At 49.8% G+C, this 23,960-nt stretch carries 18 protein-coding genes; 2 read left to right on the top strand and 16 right to left on the bottom strand.

The features are described from left to right. Positions 1-114 precede the first annotated feature (114 nt). From OM794_RS06690 to OM794_RS06625, 15 genes are all read right to left on the bottom strand, one after another. A complete protein-coding gene (locus OM794_RS06690; protein ID WP_226251189.1) occupies positions 115-1,632 on the bottom strand; it encodes a DUF4214 domain-containing protein in 1,518 nt (505 codons plus the stop codon). Positions 1,633-2,006: 374 nt separating this feature from the next. After that, positions 2,007-2,219 carry a DUF6447 family protein gene (locus OM794_RS06685; RefSeq protein WP_226251188.1) on the bottom strand — a complete coding sequence of 71 codons (213 nt, stop codon included), beginning with the start codon at positions 2,217-2,219 and terminating at the stop codon, positions 2,007-2,009. 93 nt (positions 2,220-2,312) lie between these two features. Beyond that, complete coding sequence (locus OM794_RS06680) at positions 2,313-2,897, bottom strand: hypothetical protein (RefSeq protein WP_226251187.1); 585 nt, start codon at positions 2,895-2,897, stop codon at positions 2,313-2,315. A 119-nt stretch (positions 2,898-3,016) separates the two neighbouring features. Continuing rightward, complete coding sequence (locus OM794_RS06675; RefSeq protein WP_265154380.1) at positions 3,017-4,267, bottom strand: DUF4214 domain-containing protein; 1,251 nt, start codon at positions 4,265-4,267, stop codon at positions 3,017-3,019. Then, on the bottom strand, positions 4,264-4,704 hold the full coding sequence (locus OM794_RS06670) for a trypsin-like serine peptidase (RefSeq protein ID WP_265154379.1): 441 nt from the start codon (positions 4,702-4,704) through the stop codon (positions 4,264-4,266). The genes OM794_RS06675 and OM794_RS06670 overlap by 4 nt, the downstream gene beginning before the upstream one ends. 207 nt (positions 4,705-4,911) lie before the next feature. Further along, positions 4,912-5,715: a SapC family protein gene (locus tag OM794_RS06665; protein WP_226251185.1), complete on the bottom strand. Its 804-nt coding sequence runs from the start codon at positions 5,713-5,715 to the stop codon at positions 4,912-4,914. 182 nt (positions 5,716-5,897) lie between these two features. Continuing rightward, a complete protein-coding gene (locus OM794_RS06660; protein WP_226251184.1) occupies positions 5,898-8,816 on the bottom strand; it encodes a DUF4214 domain-containing protein in 2,919 nt (972 codons plus the stop codon). Positions 8,817-9,262: 446 nt separating this feature from the next. Next, on the bottom strand, positions 9,263-10,180 hold the full coding sequence (locus OM794_RS06655; protein WP_226251183.1) for an NAD-dependent epimerase/dehydratase family protein: 918 nt from the start codon (positions 10,178-10,180) through the stop codon (positions 9,263-9,265). A 79-nt stretch (positions 10,181-10,259) separates the two neighbouring features. Next, on the bottom strand, positions 10,260-11,291 hold the full coding sequence (gene gmd, locus OM794_RS06650) for a GDP-mannose 4,6-dehydratase (RefSeq protein WP_226251182.1): 1,032 nt from the start codon (positions 11,289-11,291) through the stop codon (positions 10,260-10,262). 128 nt (positions 11,292-11,419) lie between these two features. Then, the gene (locus OM794_RS06645; protein ID WP_226251181.1) at positions 11,420-14,902 is read right to left on the bottom strand and encodes a glycosyltransferase; all 3,483 of its coding nucleotides are present in this window, start codon (positions 14,900-14,902) and stop codon (positions 11,420-11,422) included. After that, the gene (locus OM794_RS06640; protein ID WP_226251180.1) at positions 14,902-16,179 is read right to left on the bottom strand and encodes an ABC transporter ATP-binding protein; all 1,278 of its coding nucleotides are present in this window, start codon (positions 16,177-16,179) and stop codon (positions 14,902-14,904) included. The genes OM794_RS06645 and OM794_RS06640 overlap by 1 nt, the downstream gene beginning before the upstream one ends. Further along, a complete protein-coding gene (locus OM794_RS06635; protein ID WP_226251179.1) occupies positions 16,176-16,970 on the bottom strand; it encodes an ABC transporter permease in 795 nt (264 codons plus the stop codon). The genes OM794_RS06640 and OM794_RS06635 overlap by 4 nt, the downstream gene beginning before the upstream one ends. Positions 16,971-17,121: 151 nt before the next feature. Next, on the bottom strand, positions 17,122-17,508 hold the full coding sequence (locus OM794_RS23330; RefSeq protein WP_226251178.1) for a GtrA family protein: 387 nt from the start codon (positions 17,506-17,508) through the stop codon (positions 17,122-17,124). Beyond that, a complete protein-coding gene (locus OM794_RS06630) occupies positions 17,505-18,479 on the bottom strand; it encodes a glycosyltransferase family 2 protein (RefSeq protein WP_226251177.1) in 975 nt (324 codons plus the stop codon). The genes OM794_RS23330 and OM794_RS06630 overlap by 4 nt, the downstream gene beginning before the upstream one ends. After that, positions 18,476-20,179 (bottom strand): DUF6311 domain-containing protein, encoded by a 1,704-nt coding sequence (locus OM794_RS06625; protein WP_226251176.1) that lies wholly within the window; start codon positions 20,177-20,179, stop codon positions 18,476-18,478. The genes OM794_RS06630 and OM794_RS06625 overlap by 4 nt, the downstream gene beginning before the upstream one ends. Positions 20,180-20,550: 371 nt before the next feature. Between OM794_RS06625 and OM794_RS06620 the strand changes: the two genes are divergently transcribed. Both OM794_RS06620 and OM794_RS06615 read left to right on the top strand, forming a co-directional pair. Then, complete coding sequence (locus OM794_RS06620) at positions 20,551-21,789, top strand: MBOAT family O-acyltransferase (RefSeq protein ID WP_265154378.1); 1,239 nt, start codon at positions 20,551-20,553, stop codon at positions 21,787-21,789. A 27-nt stretch (positions 21,790-21,816) separates the two neighbouring features. Beyond that, positions 21,817-22,815 (top strand): hypothetical protein, encoded by a 999-nt coding sequence (locus OM794_RS06615; protein ID WP_226251175.1) that lies wholly within the window; start codon positions 21,817-21,819, stop codon positions 22,813-22,815. Here the strand turns inward: OM794_RS06615 and OM794_RS06610 are convergent. Next, positions 22,812-23,927 carry a glycosyltransferase gene (locus OM794_RS06610; RefSeq protein WP_226251174.1) on the bottom strand — a complete coding sequence of 372 codons (1,116 nt, stop codon included), beginning with the start codon at positions 23,925-23,927 and terminating at the stop codon, positions 22,812-22,814. The two genes, OM794_RS06615 and OM794_RS06610, sit on opposite strands and share 4 nt — an antisense overlap. Between the last annotated feature and the right edge of the window lie 33 nt (positions 23,928-23,960).

The raw sequence follows: 23,960 nt of genomic DNA, 5'->3' as shown, positions 1-23,960 counted from the left end.
TCGCAGTTTGTTAGAGTGCCAGGAGGGAGGTAATAAAAAGCTTCCCCTGCTCAAACTCAGAGCTTATGGAGAAGCTTTTTTGATACTCAATGCTAATCGGCTACAGGCTGATCCTTAAGCCACTTGCAATTCTTGCGGAAGAGGCTCAGAGGTGCCAATAATGGGCGTACTTTCCATCAACGTATCCAGCCCTGCGACTATCTCGCCTTGGTAAGACTCTTCGCCCTCACCTGCCCATTCGATCTCTTCAGCGTAAATCTCGTCAAATTCAATTCGCTCACCACGCTCAGGTATCAGCGTTGCCAAAGCAGGATCAATGCTATCAAAACTGTTTTGCCCCATAGCCTCTACGACGCCTAGCATACTCAGTACGCCCTCAAGCACTATGGCGCTAGAAACCGCATCAAAATCTAGCTCCAGTCCTTCCAGCGCTTTTAGGCTCAACTCTTCCAGGCCACGTTGCTCAATGAGGAGCGTAGGCACACCATCAATAGCAATGCCATTGCGTGCTATCTGTGGCGTGTCACCACCGGGAAACAGCGACAAGTAGCCATAATCAAAATCCTCGAGCCCTTGTGATATAGCTACCGCCGCTTGCTGTGCTGTTGCGGTAATGGTGGGATCGACATCGTCATTGGTTGGCCACAAGACTGACATCGTGTCGAGCTCGCCTGACTCGTTGATGTAGTTATTCTGGTTATGATAATCAAGGATTAGTTCAGGTTGAGTTGCTTCGATCACCTGCCTAACAGCGGTGGTTTCTGGGATTAATGATGCATCAATCACTTCACTAGAATCCCAGGTACGGTTGAGGTCAATATCTTCAGAGTTACGACGGGGATCAATGGTTGTTTCAGGATCTAACTCACCTGCAACGAGCCCCTCCCAGCGCTCAAAACCATCAGGGTTGACTCTTGGCATCACGGTTAACGTCACTTGTTCACGCAACGCTTGGGCAGCTTCGCTGTCACCGCTCAGCCACTCTAGCAAATGCATGGCCGCCTCAGTCCCGGTTGGTTCATCACCATGCTGTTGCGTCACAATCATTAACTTGCGTGCCCCTTCACCTACCGTGGCACTATATAAGGGCCTGCCTTCCAGCGACTCACCCGCCTGCTCTACGCTCAACGTATCATAGGTGGCGTCTAATGCTTCCAGGTCTTGATATAGCTGTTCATTGCTGCGAAAGCCATCTTGTACAAGCGAGCGCTCTGCGTCATAGCTATCAGCATCAACATTGGACGAATAAAAGTTAGCGATAGAGGCATAGGCTTCGAGCGCCTCTGCATCCGTTGCACTAGCGCCTGCCATAAACCCCTGTAATAACGCTTGCTGGGATTGGCCGGAGCTGGCCTGCTCTACCCAGTATTCAATGCCCTCTGCCTCGGCCTCACGAGCAAACAGGCTTTGATAAACTTCGTTTACCCAGCCGTTATCTTCCAGCTCTGCCAATTCAGTACGGCGCGCCTGGAATTCTTCGGATTGCAGCATAATAGACATGACGCCTTCTAACGTCACAGCACCGCTTTCCAGCTGATCTAACCAGTAATTAAACCCTTCCGGGTCAGCCGCGCGGCCTAGAATACCCAGATAAAGCGTTTGTAGATTTTTTGCAGTGGAGAGAGTTGTCATAATTAATGCCTCCAGGCATCACAACGTATCGTTCCCTGTCTTGATGGTGGAGCGCCATTGGCGATGCTAAGAAAAAATGATAGACGCGGCTTTCCATTACACTTTTCTAAGCATCTCTTCTCAGCACCTTTATAATTTTCACGCAGAAGGCTCTCAATCGCAGCAGCCAACTTTTTCACACCCCTTTAAGGAATAGAGACAACCACCCTATTTGTCAATATTTATGCCCTGATTCTGGATTATTCAACCTCTCGGCAGGAGCTATTAGGACACCGGCATCTCTATCTGCTCACCCGCCTGTGGCGCATAAAAAAGCCAGTCAGCATTACCCGACTGGCTTTAGGCAATATATCAATACCTATCGATGGTTACCTTTAGTGCATCTTTTGTTCCGGCAGCTCATCTTTTAATGCGCGTGCATAGGCTGTACGAGCCGTTTGCGCAATAGCCAATTGCTGGTTCAAGCGTTGAATCTCCTGATCGGTTACGCGTAGGTTGAGTAACTGGTTGCGTGCATTTTCAGATAGATCTGCCACATTGTATTCACTACCGTCGATAGTGACGGTTTGTCCTTTATCCTTCGCCATATAAAACTCCTTTACGGGTAATCATCAAATTAGCGGTGAATTATTGCAGTTACGCTCCTAAATGTCGAAAGTGATCCACACCTAGAAAGCTTTCTACGATGCCGCTTTAGCTGCAAGTGCAGACAACAGTCCTTCAATATCAGCAGTGGGCGGCACCGTCTGCGATGGACGACTAGGGTGGCGTAGCGAAAACTCTTTCAACACTTTTGCAGGAATTGCTTTATCCAGCGTCGGTACGCTTACATGCCAGATCAAATGCCTTTTAGTTGAGTGAGTATCCATTTCGACACCCCCACAGCCCACCACCCCATGGCCTTTCACGTAGCATAGGATCTGATCGCCTTGGCGATAATGGCCAGCGGACTCAAAAACACTCAAGCCCAATGTAGCTGTTCCCATTGGCCAATGCTTTTGCGCCCACTCTTTTGAAACGCTTTGCCAGAAGTATCGGGTGCTTTCGGATACCGAAGGCTGGCGATTAGGTTCTGGCAATGCGCTCGCTAACAGTAACTGATAATGTTGACGAGCAACCTGGTGTTGCGCCAGCCGTTGATGCAGCTCTGCAATGTGTGCATCTACATGATATAAATTTACCAGCTGTTTACGCGCTTTCACGCTTAATGCCCACGTGGGGTAGCGACGCCCTTCAATCACGATACTTCTTGGTAATTTCGCCATTACTTCCCAATCTCGTCGCCTAAAACCAGCGCGGCATTGTACTCAATTCGACCAGCATGGTAAAAATATTCATCCTACATCTCTGGCTTCAGTCAGTGAAATTCACCCAGCCGCTTTCTCTAACCTAGCAGGTATGTCTCGATATCTTCCGGCACGCCAATAAGCCCCTGCTCATAATGCTGCTGTACGTATAAATCAACATTTGTTTGGGTTGCTTTGATGTATTCATCAGAGTTGGTAAATGCCAACACCAGATCACCCTCATCAAATCCTTCTTTTTGAAGTTGTAATTGCCAGTAGGCTGCGCCTTCTTCATCTGGCTCACGCTCTAAAACCTGATTATAAAGGGAGTCAATTAATGCCACTGATGTCCACTCAGTTTGGTCATTCAAAAACTCACTGCTCGCAAAGAAGTCCCCAGCGGTAGACGTAAGTGAATTGCCGCTAGCCAATGTTTCGAGCCAGTAGCCAAAGCCTTCATCATCAGGCTCTCTCCCCAACACGCCAGTATATAAACGCACTAAAGCAGCAGCCATCTCCTCCTCTGCCAGGGTCGGACGAGCTTCAAACCCAAGCGCCTTCATGTCTAAATCCTGCAAGTCAATACCCCACAACAACAGCTTCGCTCCCTGAACTAGAGAGTAGCTACTGGCGACGTACTCTGCCGAGTTAGTAAACGATAATGCAATATCTGCGAGCTCCACTTGGTCACTTTCGAGTTGCTCTAACCAGTATGCCCGCCCTGCTGAATCCGCGCCGCGATCAAAGATACTGTTATAAAGCGCCTCAACACTGCCCTTAGCTCCCCCACCTAATTGGTTGGTTAGCTGCATAAACTCATTCGAGGCGGTAAACCCCAGCGCTAAATCACGAAGATCTTTATCAGCGTTCAACTGCGATACCCAGTACTCAACGCCTGCCTTATCTGGCTTGCGATCTAACAAGCCCGTATATAAACGGATAACAGGATCGATGGTATTTTCCACAGCTGGGTAACGCATTAGCTCTACTTGGTTTTTTAGCTCGTCATACAAGCTCCCAGGTAATTCCCAGCCAGCCGCAGCTAACGCGTTGGAAAACTCATCAACAGGAGTAGCGCTATTCGCAATGCCAAAACGTGTTTCTATTTGTCCGTTCTGTAAAGAGGGAATAAGATAGTCATTACCTACTATCCAACTAGCGAGCGTTTCATAATGAGCGCTAACCTCGGCGGCCCACAAGCTAGTTGAAACGGCGCCTATTACAACAGGGCCTTCGATTGAGCTGTACCAGACAGGGCCACCACTATTACCTGGGTTGATTTCAAAATCACTAAGGTCAATTAAATCATAATTTGGCATAGGCATAGAAGTGCCGATATCTTCTATCATCTAGGGCCACTAGCATCACGATATATCCCAGGATAACCTGTAACACGGTACTCCTTCCCAGGAGCATAATCACCCAATGCAAACCAGCCAATATCATCTCCAACAGCATCACTTAATGACACTAAAGCAAAGTCGTATTCACTTTCTGACTGGGACAACAGCCCCGGTTCTTCAGTCTCCAGCTTGTAATAACTAAGCTCCGTTGCATCATAAGTGTCAATAGGTCGTGTTCTACCATCTCGGCCAAACTCGACCCGAACATTGGTAGCAGCACCTAATACTGGGTCATAAAGCACATGGGCAGCTGTCAGCACATCGTTTCGGCCAACTAGCGTACCCGAGCCAGAAATACGACTGCCATCAATAAAAGTTGCTTCAATATAAGCCAAAGCTGAATAAGGAAAGGTGCTGCTATTAGCGCCAACGAAACGGGTCATGGAGTACCTCTCTAATGAGTCAGTAAATAGCTAATGTTATAAAAGCAATATTTTTCTATGAATTATTAGCGTTTACACACCTTATTCCCATTTAGATAACGTGGCACAAGGTTACTGACTGCATTGCTAAAAAAGCAAAATCAACGCTCGAAAGAGGGTATAAAGCTCTTTTTCACAGTACCTTAAATATATAAAATCCGTTTTACATCAGCTATCGAAATCAAAGCTTATGCTATCGTCACCACTATCAAACAGCGATTCCAAGTCAACATTCTCGGCCCCTTTGGATGCCCATTGATTGTGCAATCCGTAGAGACGGACTAAAACATCCAGACGGTGCTGTGCAAAAAGCTGGGCATAAACAATTGGCAGTGCATTAACCTGACGTAACGCGTTTAGCTCGCTTACCGGCAAGGCGTTAAGCGCTTTTTCATCAATACGGTAAAAACCCGTTACTGTTCGCGTCGTTACACCCTCCTCAGTTTGCATATTAATATTCCAAGGGGTTAGTAGCTTCAGGCTAGCCATCATATCGACTGCCTTCTGCGTTACAAAGCGCTGCCGCTCCCATTTAGTAAGGAACTCTATTATCTGACTTAATAGCTCTGCGGGTTCACCCGACTCATTAAAAAAAGGTTCACCTTGGCCATCGTGATGGTCTACGATCAGGCCACTGCTTTCATCTACGCAAAGCACATACTGCTTTTTTGTTAAATCATGGCGCAACAAAAATGGATAAGAACGCACTAGCGCCGGTTTATAGCTTGCCATCCAGCGTCCATCAGGATGGACAAAAAGGTTCTTCTCATCCCCAAGTGAGCAGATGGCAATTAGTTCAAAATTACCATCCTGTCGCTGACGAAAACCAACTGGCATAGTAACTAGTGCATGAGGGAGCTCTTCCGCCACAAGTGCAATCGCAGCTTGGTCAGCCATAAACAGGTAATCAGCAGTTTTAAGCCACCCCTTGGTTTGATGAGTACTTGGCGATAGCGGTGTAAAGCGAGACATAAATACCCTTTTGAAAAACAGTAACAAAGTGCCGTATGTGGCATTCGGTTCAAATCAACTATCAAAAAAACCGACATCATTATAGACATGCCTAACTACACATGAGTTCTTTGATAGCGGATTTAAAATAAAAAACCCCCAGCCGAAGCCGGGGGTTCATTCGAGTAGCTATCAGCTATGCATTAAGCAAAGTTGGCAGCGTCGAAGGTCTGAGTTTCACCGAAGTCCAGAATGCCCAACAGTTGAACACTGAAGTCATCACTATCGGCAGTCGAGGCCAGGGAGAACGCCTTGTACTGACCAGTTTCGGCGCCATCTTGTACCAACAAAACGCCGTTGGTATCTTCAGCAGCGCTAGACAGGCCTTCAAAGCTTGCAGCAATGTCAGCCGCACTCAGGTTGGCCCAAGTAACACCATCACGCGCATAGTCACCAGCAGCGTAGGTGATGACATCAACGGCCTGATCGTCAGCTGCGATGCTGCCATCGAAGTCAGCTGCACCGCCAAGGATGCTGGTGAAGTCAAGGATGTCAAAACCGGCATCTGCGCTGTCAGACTCAAAGTTGACAATGCTGTTGCGATCAAATACACCGTCGATCTTAACAGTATCGTTGCTCTCTGCGCCTGTACCCAGAACGATCACATCGTTACCAGTACCAGCGTTGATAACGTTGTCGCTCTCAACTTGGCTTGCCTCGCCAACAACTTCGCCAACCACGCTATCAGCAGTGCCTACACCATCAGTGGTGTAAATTTCTTCAATGGCACCCAGCTGAGCTGTAGCATTGGTTTCATCAGCAGTCAACTGCGGACGGCCAGTCGGGTTCGCTGCACCCGCTGCCAGAGGACCGCGGAAGTCAATGCTTAAGTCTTCCAGGTTACCCAGATCTTGGCTTTCGTCGATCAGGGAAACGATGTCCAGAATGTTGCCGTTGCCATCGTTGGCTTCAATCAGGTGCTGCAGAACCGCGTCGTTGTTAACCGCGTCCTTGATAGCTTGATTGATTTGCAGCGAAGTAGTCTGGGTAGCAGAGTGAGGAACATTAACCCATACTGACTCAAAGCCTTTAAAGCTTACTTGAACCTGAAGCTTGAAAGCATTGAACGTTTGAGCTACGCCGTTAGCGCCATTAGACAGACCAGCGTTGCTGTTGGATTCTTCAGTCGGCGCACCGCCAGCTGCTGTGGAGTTGAACTCCCAGCGAGTGGCATCGATAGAGTCGCCAGTAGCCAGATCAACAAGGCCAGAGTTATCTGCATAGATAGCATCGTTGCCAGCGCCAGTACTGATGGTAGCATCGCCAGCACCCCAGGTGCGCACAACGTCATCGCCATTGCCAGTAACGATAGTTACTTGCTCAGCACCGAAATCCTGATTGAGCTGCTGGTTGACAACAGACGTCGGCAAACCGTTTGCATCAACGATTACAGTTTCAACAACGTTGTCACCGTTACCGGCGTTGATGTTCAGCAGAGCGTCTTCACGCTGCAAAACTGTTTCCTGGATAGCCAGAGAGATCTGGTCATCACCATCAGCAGTCTGGTAAGTGTAGTTGACGTTATCATCTGCAGGAACATCTTGATCGTCTTGAGCATTCAGGTCACGCTCAATAACGTCTTCAGTGATATAAGCGTTTAGCTTGATTTCACCGTCAAAGTCTTGACCATTAAACTTCTCAACGTCAACCAGGCCAGTGATGGACTCAGGCGTATTCTCAGTACCAACTTCCCAAGTATCAAGCAGCTCAGCCACACCCAGAACGTTCTGGTCAGCTTGCTGGCCAACGCGGAAGTAGCCGCTACCCGTCAGATTAATCTCTTTCAGCGCCTGCTTGCCAGAAGGCGATTCAGACTCAAGACGAGACAACCACACACCGTTCTCAGCGTTGACGTTGAACTCTTCAACACCTTTATCGGTGTTAGACTCACCGGCCAGGTTGATAGAACCACCCTGAGAACCGTAACCAACGTTATCGAGTTCCAGGTTAGTAGAGATCAATTCACGTACGGATTCAGGCGCTTCAGTGGACAGATCACCGTAAAGGGTGAAGCCGCCAGTTTCCTGGTCGCTATATGTGAAAGAACCACCGGAAATTTCGCGGCCTTGTGCATCGGTCAGGATAATCGTGCTACCCACTGCACCTGGAATTGGCTGGCCGCCGTCGGTAGCAGTGAAGCTAGAACCAATCTGTGCAGTGAAACCAGCTAGATCGCTATCGTTAGCAATGGCTTCACGAATAGCAGACAGCAGTTCCGGATAGGTTTTGGCTTCAAAGATAGCGTCAGAACGCAGTACGGTGGCTTCGCCGTCAACTTCGAAACGAATACCATCGATAGGCAAGTTGCCTAGCGGCTCTTCAGTACCTGCAGCGCGGATATCCAACAGCTCGATAAACAGCTGAGAGTTGGTGCTGCGCGACTCAGAGGTCAGCAGCGGGCTCAGGAATAGACCGGAATACTCTTTCTCAGCGCCCAACTGGTTGGACATATTGAAAGTGTAGTCAGCAGAAGTGGTTACCGGACGACCAGCAGCATCCCACTCAGCTTTACCGATAGAGGTCACGGTTTGCTGGCTGTTGCGAATAGCACCTTCAGGAAGAGCGATCTGGTTCAGTTCACCATCCGCCGTTGCCTCGAAAGTACCGAAGATATCTTCAGAATCACCTACGGTGCTGGTATTGAAGGTAATATCGATAGTGTCAGAAGGTACTTCTGGCTCGCCTGGGCTAGGAATGTTCGAGATATCTTCACCAACTTGAGCATCAAACGCTTCACGGTCTTCTGCTGAAGCGGCATTGATGAACAGCTGCTGCAGTTCGCTCGCAGGTACGGAAGCGCCGTCGCCATTTACCCAGTACTCTAAGCCAGCTTCTTCAGGCTCACGACCAAACATGTTCTCGTAAACAGCAGTTACCAGCTCTTCACGAGTACGATCGCCGTATAGCTCAACGTATTCAGGCTGGTTGTCGTTGGCTAGATTAGCACGCAGTTCAGATTCGCTAACGTCCTGTTCCTGCCAGTACTCAAGACCTTCACGATCAACTGGACGACCCAGGTAGGCCGTATAAAGCTGCTGAATTTCAGTGACTGTTAAAGCCATTGATGTAACTCCTTATTTAAGTGTCGAATCGACATTAGCCGCGAACGAACCTGTATGGTTAGCGCGACCGTGAGCGAGGCCTCGCTCCAGAGATCAGGATTGATGGTAACCACCAACACTAATACTCATCCCTTGCGTTCCGGTTTAGGTTCCGCCTTTTTTTGGTGAATACCCAACACCGTTACAAATATTTAGCTGCTACGTTGTACCCGTAGCCCCTAAGGTAAGTCAATAGCATGAGCTTAGTAAAAAAACACCGTCAGGCGCAACGTAGGATTTGGCGGGGCTTGTAGCCATATTAGCCCGCACCTGCCAATTTGCTTTTAGGCGAACCCTAACAATGTTTTCGTTATCCCTCGCTCACCCTATTCTATTAACTTAGCATTGCCCAAGCTTGCCATAGTTCATGGCTATTGCCAATAAAAAACAGCGTTTCCTTTATAATGCTATCCGTTTCTATCTCCTTCGGTAGGTGCTGCTTCTAACATTGCAGCAAGCGTGTCATCCAGAGAGAAGCGCTTCAAGTCAGGCACCCATGCATTTAAACGCTGCGTAGAGGCCTTTAACTCGGGTATCTCACTGCTTCGGACAAAGGCAGGGTTTACCCTCACTTCCAACGTATGCTTGCCCAGAATTTGCAGTTTATGGATCAGCATTTTCAGCGATACGGCTTCTCCGCTACCCACATTAATGATGCTGCCGCTGATCGCCTGAGCTGGCCACTGCTTTAACAACCGATGGTAAACAGCCACGATGTCCCGCACATCGCTAAAGTCGCGGCTTACATGGATATTGCCAAGCTCAATCACGTTTGCCCGCTGCTTAATATGCTGAACAATCTTTGGCACTAGAAAATGTTCAGCCTGCCCTGGACCAGTATAATTAAACGGCCTGGCAATAATAATTGGCAGCCGCTCGGCGTAAGTGCGGGCGATGCACTCCATTGCCATCTTGGAGTTGGCGTAGTGGTTAACTGGCGCGGGGGGGACGTTTTCATCAATGACAGCTTGGCCGTTCGCTCCATAAACGTTGGCGCTACTGGCCAGTAAAATTTGAGGCGGCTCTGGCAGCTTGCCAAGGGCTTGAAGCAGGGCTTCAGTACCCAGAACATTCACACGGTAAAAATCCAGCGGTGTAGGATGGCCCACAAACGAAAGCGCCGCCAAGTGGTAAACCTGCTGCGGAGCTATGCTGCTTACCAGCGCGCTTAACGCCACCTGGTCGTTTATATCGATGCGGTGGGTTTCATCTGCCCCGCAAGGCTGGCTTGCCAGAGCCACCACACGGTGGCCCTGATGTTTTAAGTGAGCAATAAGGTGGCGGCCGGTAAAGCCGCTACCGCCGGTTACCAGGCAGGTAGACATGGTGGCTCCTTGGCAGTGTTATCTTCGGCATGCGCGCTAAACCGAAGCAGCAACTCGCGCTGAGTTGTTTTTAGACGAATTATGCGCTGGTGCCGCTTTTAACCCGCTCTAGATCCGCATCGACCATCATTTTGCATAGCGTTTCTAGGCTAGTTTGCGGCTGCCAGCCTAGCTCATCGGCGGCCTTGGCAGGGTTACCTATGAGCAGCTCTACTTCTGATGGGCGATAAAATTGTGGGTCTATCACCACCACGACATCACCGGTGGCAACATCAGTGGCGGTTTCTTGTTCAGCTTCACCTTCCCAGCGGAGTTCAATATCAGCCGCTTTAAACGCCAGGGTGACGAAGTCGCGCACGGTTTCGGTACGATTGGTGGCAAGCACATAGGTGTCCGGCGTGTCAGCTTGTAGCATGCGCCACATTCCTTCTACATACTCTTTGGCGTAACCCCAGTCACGCTTGGCATCCAGATTACCCAGGGCCAAGTGAGTTTGTTTGCCTAGCTTTATACGAGCAACGCCATCGGTAATTTTGCGGGTGACAAACTCCCGACCGCGCAGAGGCGATTCGTGGTTAAACAGAATCCCGCTGGTGGCGAAGATGTTATAGGACTCGCGGTAATTGATTGTCATCCAGTGGGCGTAGAGTTTTGCCACGCCATAAGGGCTGCGTGGGTAGAAGGGAGTGACTTCGGTTTGCGGCACTTGTTGTACTTTGCCAAACATTTCCGACGTTGAAGCTTGATAGAAGCGGATAGAGGTATCCACAATACGGATCGCTTCCAGCAAATTCACCGCTCCTAACCCAGTTATTTCAGCCGTCGTTATAGGCTGATCAAACGAGACCCCTACAAAGCTTTGGGCAGCAAGGTTATAAATTTCGCTTGGTTTACACTGCTGCACCAAGCGAATGCTGGAGGATAAATCGGTAAGGTCATACTCTACCAGATGCAAGTTGGGGTGGTTCTCTATGCCCAACTCCTCGATACGCCAAAAGTTAACTGAGCTAGTACGGCGGTAAGTGCCGTACACGGTATAGCCTTTTTCAAGCAGTAACTCGGCAAGGTAGGCGCCGTCCTGGCCCGTTATTCCTGTCACGATAGCGTTCATGACGCAGTTCCTTTCTTCATAGTAAGTTTTTCACAATTGGTTTTTCATTGTCAGCTCACGGCCAACACAATTGGATATTGGCAGTCTCTGCGGCAGTCAAGTGCGTTAAGTATTGTGGCGGGCTAACTTTAGGTGTCAACCTGATTTAACTCAGTCGTTTGAAGCAGCAAGTTATCCACTAGCGCCGCGCTGAGCAAACCATGGTAGCGATTTGCAAGCGTTAACCAATCACGCTGGGTTAGCCATTGTCCACGGGCTTTGTGGTATTCATCCCTTTTGGACTCTGGTGCATTCAGCACACGGATAATCCCTTCGGCAATATCATGACTATCGAAGCCTCTGGTTTGCCATACGATGTCTTTTACTTCGTCAAAGATGGGAGCCGGCGTGGTCAGAATGTTCGGGCACGCCGCCACCGCTGTACGTACAGCCGCACTGCTGGACTCCTGTGTGTACTGGTACGGCAGTACCACTGCGCTGCACTCTGCCAGGTAGCGCTGAGCCTCTTCCAACGGTAGGAAGTCGGTGACCCACTCAATATGATTTTCTATCCCCAAGCGCTGGGCAGTACGCTGACAGCGAGCTAGCTCCTCTTGTGAGCTGGGCTCATCACGCACTGAGGTTACCAAACGCAAGGTGGCACCTACCGGCACCGCCTGCTGCTTACGCAGAGCGGCGAAAGCTTCAATTAGTGTATTTACCCCTTTATGAGGTAGCAGGAAGCCGAAGCTACCAATAATAGGTGCCTGGCTGCCTGCAGAAGCTGGAGCGTATTGGCAGGTGTCTACCCCCTGGGGTAGTTGAGTCACGTTGTCGGTTAAACCAATACGTTTTAGATAGTTTAGATCATCTATAGTATGGACAAACACTCGATCAAAAGTAGCTAATGTGGCAGCCACAGTGCGACGCCGCGCACTGTCGAAGTCGATCACGGGACGAGTAGTGTGCAGGGTAATGTATACCCGCTGTCCCTGGCGACGACATTGCTGTACTTGTTTTTGCAACTCACTATCCAGCTCATAAAATGCGAAGTGGTGCTGCAGCCATATTACGCTGCCAACTGCGCCTGTAAGCGTAGGGCTTTGGCCACGCTGCCAATTGCGGCTCACGTGCAGCTGTTTTTCCTGTTCGTTTGGTTTTGGCTGCTGGCCTTTACTAAACCGTGGAGCAGAGATATCGCAGGTAAAAGCGGGATCGACTTCTCCAAGGGCGCTGACCAAATGGGCACTATATTGAGCAATGCCGCAGGGCTCATCCCAACTTGAATACAGACTTATTGAAAGCGGCGGCAGAGGCTGCCGGGCAACTGCCTGTAAGCGACCGAGGGCGCCCAACACGGAATTCACAGCAAAGGGCGAGAAAAAGCGTGCCTGCATGGCATTGTGCAGCTCACTGGCGTGCCCTGAGGCCCTTTCGCCGCCGTGGCGGAGTGCTTGTACATGTTGCTGCACCTGCTCTACAACGCTTGCCACACTAGGCTCTGCCCATACCGCTTGGCCTGCGCTAAAGTGCGATTGAGCATGGTCAAAACAGTAGTTTATCCAACCAGCGTATTGTGCCGGAGCAAAATCGGTATGAGCACCGTAGCCGGTGACCACCAGCATACGGGAGAACTCTCCTGCTTCAATGGCGGGCATGTTGAGCCCTTCCCCCCTGGTGGGAAGCACCACGATATCGGCCGTTTGGTAGAGCGCGGCCATTTGTGCAGCGTCAAAATCTTCCATAATGATATGCAGGCGATCACGGTGCTGTTCGCTAACGTATTGCTCTACCCAAATATCTACCTGGTTGTGAGGATTAGGGAAAGTTTTTAAGGTTAGTGTCAGTTGGGAATCCTGAGCTGCAAGCTGTTCAAAGGCTTGCAACAGCACGTCTACGCCTTTACGCGGAAAGGCTGATGAGACATGGAGCAAATTAACGGTTTGCTGCTGTGCAACGCGAGCCAGGTCATTTGCGCTACTCTTTATAGCATGCGGATTAGCCATCAGCGGGAGTGCCACCACGTGGACAGGCAGTTTACATCCACTGTCCATGAGTACTTTTTTCACGAACCAAGCAGTGACAATTACCCCAGCATAATGTTGATTCAGAGTGTCAACCATGTCGCTTGGCACCCAGGACTCTTCCCAGAAGAACAGTGCGACCGACAGTCCAAAACGGGGATCAGGCTTAATGAGTGGATAGTGGTGGTAAAGCGCGACGCGCTGCTCCGGTGCTAATATTTGCCACGCAGAAGGGTCAGTTAGGGTGTTTAGCTGAGTAGTTTCTTCTTCGCCACCAGGCGTACCGCGAACTTGGCTCTCTAGGCTTGCCTCGTGAGGGACTAACCACAGCACCGGTGAATGCTCGCTGGCATGCAGCCGGTTTAGCAGGTGCCGGTTTACCGCGGCTAGGCTGTAGCTACCATTAATATGACCTTCTAGGCGAATGCCTTTTGGAAATAAGGCTTGATCGGCTAACGTAGCATCGCGCAGTGTTAGCGCCTCCTGGCGTACAGCGGCAGTTACGTCAGCATCTAAGTTTTTGAAGTCTTCTTCGCGGAGCTGACCCGCTCGACTAAACAGTCCTTCACTAGCAGCCATGCGCTTTAAAACCCGCACTTTCAAAGCAGGAAAGCGGTTAAGCACCTTAAGTGCCAGCCGCTTTAACCAGGGTATTTGTGCCAGGCGGCGCAACAGTTTTCCTAAAGCCTGAGCAGATCCCCGCTTCCAGCCCATTACCTGGCGTAGCGGCAAGGTTATGCGCCATGAGCGACTCTGGAGTACGCTGTTAAGGTGATGTTCCAAGTGGGCATTGTGCTGCTCTAATAGCTGCTTTTCTTGATCGTACTTGACCAATTGCTGCTGGCATCGCGCTAGCTGCTCGGTTTGCTCTTCCATTTTAGCGGCCAGGGTTTCTAGCGTGCCTTGCTGAGCTTCGGTTAGCTTATCCAGGTAGTCGAACCAAGGTGCGCTGGCTTCATCAGCTTGCTTATGGGCAATAAGCGCGTAATCGGGATAGGCGGAGACCACCCAATCCAGGTAATCACGCAACGGGGCGCTCTCTTCTGGAGGCTTCGGGCCGTTTAGACGCAAAATATTAGCTTTGGCATAGCCAGTATCGGTAGCCACAAAATGCAGCAATGGTGGTGGCAGCGGGTGTAGATGGGTAGGATCAAGATAGAAGCTCCACAACCCGACGGTTAGGTTTTCGGGATTGGGAGTTTCGAGAATGAGCACCCCACCCGGTACCAACGCTCGATGCACTTCTTGAATCAGCGTGACCAAACTATCGAACGGAATATGCTCGGCAATGTGAAAGCCAGTTACTGCCGCCAGAGTATTTGTCGGGGTTTGCTCCAGGGCGGTTAGCGCGTCATTCACTTCAACGTGCAAGCCGCTTTCGTTACACGCCTTGGCCATGCTTTCGTTGGTATCGATACCTTTGGCGGGCCAGCCATTTTCCTGCATTAGTTCCAGCCACTCGCCCCGTCCTGAGCCTAAGTCGACCACCTGAGCATCGGGGTAGCGCGCCATAATAGGCGCCAGCAGTGGTATATACACTTTTAAGCGATCTTTAATAGCGTCTTTCTCGCCGCGAAAGTGGTTGGTGAAACGGGTATAAAAATCCATTAAACTGACTCGTTAGATTCTGAACTTTTCGCGGTTTGCCGCTCGCACTCAATAGTGGGCATGATCCAACTGCTGCCCAAAAAGAAGTCTTTTTCCATATTGACCATTTGGAACACCAGCGCGTGATCGACCCATTGATAGTTGTGAGTCAAGTGAGTATCGCTGCTGTGTAGGGAAAGCGACACAGAATAACTACCAGGGCCAAGATTCGCATTGAAGCGCATGCGATAGGTGAGCGTTTCGCCAGCGCTTAGCTCCCGTTCGACTTGATGAGTGTGCCAAGTATTAGTGCCAAACACATCTTGGCCTACACGATCTTTCAGCTTATAGCCTATCACTAGCTCTGGCAGGTCAGCGCTAATGACCACGGTGATCCGCAGTTCGACTTCCTGCCCGACATCGACAACATCCAGAGGATTGCCACTAGCAGCATGTAGGCTTACCTGCCTTATACTAGCCTCACCTGAGCCTGAACGGGTTTGAATCTGCCCACTGTCTAGAGGGGTGATTTCTACTTTATCGTTCTCTTTTTTAGCAATAATGGCATTATAGTAATCCATGATATCTTGGGGCATACCATCCTGTAGTACCCTGCCCTGCTCTAACAAGATAGCCCGGTCACAGAGGCTCTGTATGGCTGCCTTATCATGGGAAACTATCAACAGCGAAGTGCCTTGACGCTGGAACTCACGAATGCGGTCAAAACTTTTGTGTTGGAAATAGGCATCACCCACTGAAAGCGCTTCATCAACAATCAAAATTTCAGGGCGGAAGGCAGTGGCGACTGAAAAAGCAACACGCATTTGCATACCACTCGAATAGACCCGCATTGGCTGGTCGAAGTACTCCCCTATTTCGGCAAAGGCTTCTATATCGTCCATGGCGGCATCAACCTGTGCGTGAGTGAACCCCATCAACCCCGCCGAGTGCAGTACATTTTGCCTGCCGGTTAGCTCACCATTAAAGCCCATTCCCAGCTCTAAAATAGCGGCTACGCGACCATGAGTACGTATATATCCCTCAGAGGGACGCAGCGTACCCGTTATCATCTTAAGCAGCGTGCTTTTACCTGCGCCATTTTGCCCCACGATGCCGACAGCCTCACCCTGGGCGACATCAAAATTGATATCGCGCAGTATCCAAGTCTCTTCCTGGGGTTGAACCGTGCTGAACCAGCTAACTACACGCATAAGCTCATTGCGGTAACGGCGATATGCTTTGCCTAGTTCACGCACTTCCAATAACGGCTTTGGGGTTACGTTGGTGGTGCGGTTCATAGAGCATCCACCATTTCCGGGCTGGCTTTGCGGAAAAGCAATGCGCTGAGAAACACTAACCCAGCACCCAAGAGCGTTAAGCCCGCCAGGGCGGGGATCGAAGGTGCTTGGCCGTAGGCCAGTACATTATGGTAAGCACCTACCAAGTGAAAAAGAGGATTGAAGGACAAGATTGCCTGCAGAGAAGGTGGGACAATTTCTGCAGGATATACAACAGGGGTAAACCAAAATAAAAACTGAAGCACAATCGGCATCAGTTGACCAATATCGCGAATAAAGACGTTCAAAATGCCCAGTAGTAATCCCAACCCTAGCGCCAACAGCACTGTTATGCCGGTAAGCACAGGCACCCATAGCAAAGTACTGGGAGTAAAGTGCCCAAGCACAGCAAACACGACCAAAATCACCGCAAACAGAGCAAGATTATTTATCAAGCATGAGCCTGTAATGATTACCGGTAGCGCGATTTTAGGAAACACGAGCTTTTTCATTAGGTTGGCATTTTCAATAAACACGCCTAAGCAGCGATTGAGTATTTCGCTAAATAGGCTCCAGCCAAGCATCCCCGCCGTTAGGTAAATGGCGTAGGCGTATTGACTCTCGATACCGGGCAATTTGGCAGACAGTACAGCGGAAAGAATTAATGCGTAAATCAACACCATTGAGAGCGGGTGGATAATCATCCAGGCGCCGCCAATGCGGCTACGGGCAAAACGTGTCACCAGCTCGTGACGAATCGATGTGGCAATAAACTGGCGATAGCACCATGCCCCTTTTAGGGATTCCAGCATTCCGTTACCTTTTACGCGTAATGAGCCGTTATTGACTTAAGTACATTAGTTTCAAAGGGCGCCATGGTAAGCCAAGCGCTTATTGGACACCACCGTTACTGGCAGCGCCCTGCCTCGTAAGTTCCTCCCCAGGCACTTACTTCAGCTCCACTTACTGTTTTGGTAGCGCAAAAGTGTGATGCTTTGCCAGTATGTAGGTACTCACTGCGGCAATAGCAATGGCGATTAACATGGCTAGCAAAGGGGGCAACGGCGTGAGCAACAATAGCCCTAATGCAGCGTAGTTTATCCCTAGTCCTGTTAACGACATCAGCAGAAAACGGTGTAAGGTGGTTTGTCGTTTAAAGGTAACCCGCTGGTGACCCCAAAACGAGACGCTAAATGCGACTAGCCAAGCGATAAAATTGGCAAGAGCTATGGCTCGGCCATGCATTAAAGCATACAGCAACGTGGCCACTGCCATGTGGGTAGCCGTAGCGACACCTCCAACGGCGATAAACCGCAGGGCTTGTAGAGCTTCCGCGCGAGTTTTGCTCATCCGTCAATGGCCGAGGGTTGGTCGTTCACTGCGGATCCGGAGGCTTCCTGCACTACGTAAAGCGGACGGCCTTTTACTTCAATAAACAACCGTGCGATGTATTCACCCAGTATGCCAATCGAGAGTAACTGCATACCGCCGAAGAACAGCACTACGCTCATCAACGATGCATAACCTGGCACATCACGCCCACCAAGTAGTACGCTGGCTATCAAAATCAGCATATAGACAAAGGCAATTAGAGCAACACCTGCCCCTATATAGCTCCATACGCGCAGTGGAATCGAGCTAAATCCCACCAAACCATCCAGGGCAAAGTTCCAAAGTTTCCAAAAACCGAACTTGCTTTCGCCTGAATGACGTGAGGGACGCTGGTACGGCACACCTTTTGATTTGAACCCGGTCCAGGCGTAAAGCCCTTTCATAAAGCGATTGCGTTCGGGTAGCTGTAACAACACATTAACTACTCGACGAGACATCAGCCGGTAATCACCTGCATTGCCGGGAATAGGGGAGTGAGTAATGCGGTTAAATAGGCGGTAAAATCCTTTGGCAGTGGTGCGCTTAACAGCAGAGTCTTCGGGGCGTGAGGCACGCACGCCGTATACCATATCGTAGTTTTCTTCACGCCAAAGGCGCACAAACTCGGGGATCAGTTCAGGCGGATCCTGAAGGTCAACATCCATAGGAATAACAGCATCGCCTTGCGCGTGGGCCAGCCCTGCGGTCAAAGCGGCTTCTTTGCCAAAATTACGACTGAAAGAAACAAAGCGTATGCGTGCATCCTGCTGATTAAGCACTTTTAATTGAGCAAGGGTTTCATCGGTAGAACCGTCGTCGATAAATAGAATCTCGAATTCTGGGGTACAGGACTCCAGCACTGGTAGTATCTGAGCAATAAACGACTGCAATGAGTCACGTTCGTTTAACACGGGAACAATAATACTTAGGCTCCAACTGGCGTTGCTCATTTCGTTTCCTCAGGTGTTGGTTGCCAAGCGAAAGTCGCCATGGGTGTAGCGACACACTGTACATTAGCGAAGGCACAGGTATTTTGCGCTGTCTCAGCGCTGGTGATGGCATACATCACGTCAGGGTTAAGCTGTCCCACCGACAGCGCTTGCAAAGAGGGGGCTGATGCCTGATGAATAATGGGCAGCGTAATCCGTGCCACATAGGCGACGTTGATTGACATATGGTGCTGGCCTGCTAACCACGCGAGTGGCAGCATGCTGACAATATCATCAGCATGGGAGATGTGCAGTGCCTGACGCCGGCTTAACGCTTGCTGCAGTGCGGGGTTTTGCCAGCCAACAAAGCGTGGGTCTTCTACCATGCGGTAAGCGTTGGCTTGTTGGCTGCGCTCATGAAAGTAGCGGTGCCAGTGATGCAAATCGAAGAACTGTAGAGCCAGGATAGCATAAGCGACTATTATTAAGGGGCGGGGTGCTAGACGCCGTGCAAATACAAGCGCAGCCGCAAAAATAGCCAAGTACATGAGCACCCAAACCATTCGTCCACTAGCGCGTAAAATAGCGCGCAGCGGTTCAGGCCAGGGCAAAGGTAAACTGACTGCGTATGGACCAATAACTACCTTATTACTTAATGCAAAAACGAATAGGCCCACTGCCAGTACTGCCAAGCCATAAAGCTGCCACTTATACTCAGCGGATATGCGCAGAGGCTGCTTGATATAAAGTAGCAGCGCCCCTATCCACAGTGCTAGTACGCCCATTCCAGTATAGGCCATCCCTTCATACTGACCGACAACGCTAGGCACCCAGGAAGGAAGCAGCGCCGATGCACTAGCAATGCCAGGCAGGTAGCTGTAAGCATTAAAGTAGGTTGCAAGCTCTGCCGAATAAAAACCGAACCCGCCTGCACCTGGGGAATCACCACTGCTATGCAGATATCCTACGGCCCACATTACCCATAAAATAAATAACGGTTGCAGCAGGCTATAGAGTCCCCAACCCCACCACCACTGCTTCTTTAGGTTATTTTGGGTATAGAAACGATATCGCTCTATGCTGCCCAGCAGCCACCAAAAACCCCAGAATATCCCCACCAGCAGAAACAGATAAAAATGAACCATCACAGCCACCGCCAGCAGCACCCCCCACTGGCTACGGGCTTCCCAGCCCGTGTCTTGGCGAAAGAGCACTAAATAGATGGCGAATAAAAAAGTCCAATGCCCCATTAAGGATTCGTGCCCTGCCCCCCCGGGCCCACGGAAGAGCACGGTGGGCATAAAGGCAACCATAAGGCTGAACGCAATCGCCACAAGAGCCGGCATTCTAAACCGGCTAAAAATACAGCAGGCAGCAGTGGCATTGAGCACCACGTGGCCCCATGAGGCTAACCCTTGATATTGAAATGGATCCGGCAGCCATGCCTGGATTAACTTCAGGGGGATGGCGATCAATGGCAGAGAGTCGGTAAATACAATACTGCTGCGTACTTCTGTGCCGAAGGTGTGTAGAGCGCCAATTGGCCAACTCCACTCCTCATGGCGGTAGTAGTGCCAACCAAGGAAGTGCTGAAGCAAATCACCTTCTTGCAATAGCCACTCCACTTGCAACGGATTGAGAATACCCGCATAGAGGTAGCTTGCCAGCAGACCAGCGATGCTGGCAGCAAGCGCTATTGTAACGCGGGGGCGGATATCCATTTCCAAAACCTTTGAGCATGAGCGGATTTCTGGGAGCGGGTATATTACCAATAGTCGGCGTACGGCGCACATGGCATTGCCCTACCACTAACACAGGGCGACTATCGGTTATGCTATGCTGCGCGCCGTTTACTATTGGCTCTATTTTATTACTCTGGTTTATTACTCTAAACCATTCAACCCGCCCTTGAGTGAGCGCCTGTGGCATGATCTTTAGCACGCCTGAGTTTCTCTTTATTTTTTTACCCACTACTTGGCTAATTTTTTGGCTATTGTCATTATATGCTAAGCAACACTTGTTACTTGGCTGGTTGGGGCTGGCATCCTTTGCCTTCTATGGCGTATGGGACATCACGCTACTCCCGCTTTTAGTGGGCAGTATTGTCGTTAACTATTGGCTGGCTGGCTATGTATCCAGGCCAAGCCGGGCTTGGCTATGGCTGGGCGTTGGTTTCAACCTAGCGCTGCTGGGCTGGTTTAAGTATTCCGTTTTTTTCCTTTCATTCGCTGCCCTCCCACCGCAAGCGTTTAGCCCTTTGGTGCTGCCGCTGGGAATTTCTTTCTTTACCTTTCAGCAAATTGCTTTCTTAGTCGATATTCGCCAAGGGGTTATTCAAAGAGGGCCACTCTCAATTTACGGCGTGTTTGTTAGCTTTTTCCCACAGCTGATTGCCGGCCCTATTGTCCATTACCGAGATTTAGCTCCTCAGCTTGCGCGTTTAAAGGCGCCAAGCTCTTCAGCTGTTCGGTGTGGCCTGCTGTTACTCATCCTTGGGCTGGCTAAAAAGTTAATGATTGCCGACAATTTGGCACCTTATGTGGATCACCTCTATAACACCCCCGCGAGCTCAATCGTCGCAGGTGATACGCTTGTGGCGGGCTGGTCATATGGTTTACAACTCTATTTTGATTTTTCAGGCTATGCGGATATGGCCATTGGCCTAGCATTACTGTTTGGCATAAAGCTGCCCGAAAATTTTGCTTCCCCCTACCAAGCGAGCGACATTCAAACATTTTGGCGACGCTGGCATATAACGCTTTCACGTTTTCTTCGCGACTACTTATATGTTCCCCTCGGAGGTAGCAAACACGGCTTACCACGCCACTTATTTGCGTTATTCATAACGATGCTGTTAGGAGGGCTTTGGCATGGTGCAGGCTGGCAGTTTTTGTTATGGGGGGGTATGCATGGGGCTTTATTAGCCGTAATGGTTTTATGGCGGCAATTTAGCCAATTTCGCATGCCCAAAACCGCTGGCTGGCTTTTGACCTTTTGTACTGTAATGCTCGCCTGGGTGCCATTCCGAGCAACCAGTCTTGAACACACTTGGTCTCTCTATTCAGGCCTGACAGTATGGCAGTGGGGCGCGCTTGGTGAGCTCGTAAACACTCTAGGCCAAGGGGCCATGTCTCTACGCTCACCTGGGCTGCTCATCATAGTGGCAACACTAATTGTATTGGTAATGCCAAACAGTATGGCGTGGGTGAAGCAGTTGAACCAACCTCGCCACTATTTTTGGCAAGGCGTAGTCGCTGGCGGGGTATTATTAGTGGTAATGAAAGCAATGCAGGATCTGCCCAGCCAGGCTTTTCTTTATTTTAACTTTTAGTACTGCGCTCTCCAAAAGGTATTTTAAATGGTACGGTTTTTAACAGGGATGGCCGCTGGCAGTTTAGCCATTCTCACGTTGTGGGTAATTTTTTGGGCTGGGCAGTTGGGACGGCCTCACCCTAACAATGAGTGGATTATTGAGTCGATCAACTACAAACAGAAAGTCGCTGATGCGTTAGCGTCCCCCAAAATAGTGGTGCTGGCTGGTTCTGGCGCAATGTTTGGGGTTAACAGTACTTACCTGGAAGAAACTTATGATCGCCCCGCCGTTAACCTTGGTGTCAATGCTGGCATCTCTCTGCCTGTAATTTTAAGCAGCGCTGAGAACAGTATCCGGCCAGGAGATTTGGTACTATTGCCCCTTGAATATCCGCTGTATAACCGGGAAGAGGCGGTTTCAAGCGCGCTGATACATTGGGCGAACAGCTACCCTAGCACCCTGTTGCAATTACCTCTCAAGCGCGCGCTTGAGGTATTCGCCAAAACATCCTTTACACGGATTCTAGAAGGTTACCGCGGGCTCCCAGAGGGCTTCACCGTCAGCGGTGATTATGGTGTCCAGCATCAGAATGAGCACGGCGATCAAATAGGCACCGAGCGTGCACGGCGTGAAGAGCGTCACTGGAATTTTTTAAACTCTTTACCTGCTGAAACCTATGGAAAGGCATTGCGAGACGGTAGCTTTGATTGGGAGAGGCTACGTCGCTTTCGCGATGAATTGCTTGCCAAAGGCGCCTGCCCGGTGTTTTTGCCGCCCCCTATGCTGTTCCAGCGAAGCTATATGGAGTCTCTTAGCGAAGCCCATTTTTATGAAACATTACCCCGTATAGCCACAGCAGAGGGGCTCTTTTGGGTGGGCAAGCCAAGAGCGGCTATGCGCGATGCCAACGATTTCTTTGACACTAATTTCCACTTAGTTGATGAGGCACGCTTAAATTATACCAAGCAGTTAATCGGTTGGCTGGGTAGTCAACCGATGGAACGGTGCGAACAGTTCTATCACGCCTTAAAAGCAACCAGCTAGTGGAGGAGGTGTTTTTTAACCAAGGACTGGATGGCTTGGACAAAATTTGCGGTAGCGAAACGCTCTGCACTTTGTCTACATACTTTCGGAGAAAATAGTGAAGGATCTAGCCTTTTACTCGCTTCAAAGTGCTCAATACATGCCACTAATGCATCACTGGACTGCTCTTTTACCCATAGGCCGGACACGTTATTCAACGTTGTTTCTGCCAATCCCCCAACACCATAACCAATGACAGGGGCTCCTGCGGCCTGTGCCTCTACGGGCAAGATACCAAAGTCTTCTTCTGCCATAAATAAAAATGCTTGACTACGCTCTAGGTGATCAATCAATACACTGTCAGATTGATAACCCATCATTATCACATTCGAACCGGCCAATGCTGCCAATTTGGCATAATCAGGGCCATCACCGATAACAATTAGCTGCTTGTCCGGCATTTTATTGAAGGCTTCAATCACTAAATCGATGCGCTTATAGGGCACCATACGTGAGGCGGTTAGATAAAAATGTTCTCTAGGGCGATCATAACAAAATTTATCCACATCCACTGGGGGATAAATCACATCAGCTTCGCGTCTGTAGAAGGTTTCAATACGTCGTTTTATATAACTTGAAATTGCAATAAAGTGGTCAACACGCTGAGCACTAATATAATCCCACTGACGTAGCCGGTGTAGCTGCCAACGCATCAGCCAACTCATTAAGCCTTTCTCTTTTCCTGACTGGCGTAGGTATTGGTGCTGCATGTCCCAGGCATACCGCATGGGGCTGTAGCAATAGCAAATGTGTACAGCACTGGGATCAGAGATCACCCCTTTTGCTACCGCATGACTGCTGGACAGAATCAGGTCGAAGCCCTTGAGATCGAACTGTTCTACTGCTAATGGCATCAGTGGCAAATACTGCCTATATCGCGTTCGCGCCCAAGGCATGCGTTGGATAAAACTGGTGTGAATAACATGACGATTTAGCGCCGGGATCGCCCCCTCTTCGAGAAAATTAACGATGGTAAATATTTCCGCTTGAGGGAAACAGTTGAGCAACTCGGCCAGCGCTTTTTCGGCACCAGCCCAGGTGGTCAGCCAGTCGTGGACAATGGCGACTTTCATTACAACTTTTTGCTCCTATTTTTAACCACTCTT

The organism is Halomonas sp. BDJS001 (assembly GCF_026104355.1).
Classification (GTDB): Bacteria; Pseudomonadota; Gammaproteobacteria; order Pseudomonadales; family Halomonadaceae; genus Vreelandella.
Note: the sequence above shows the minus strand (reverse complement) of the source record. Positions and strands in the feature narration are given on the sequence as shown.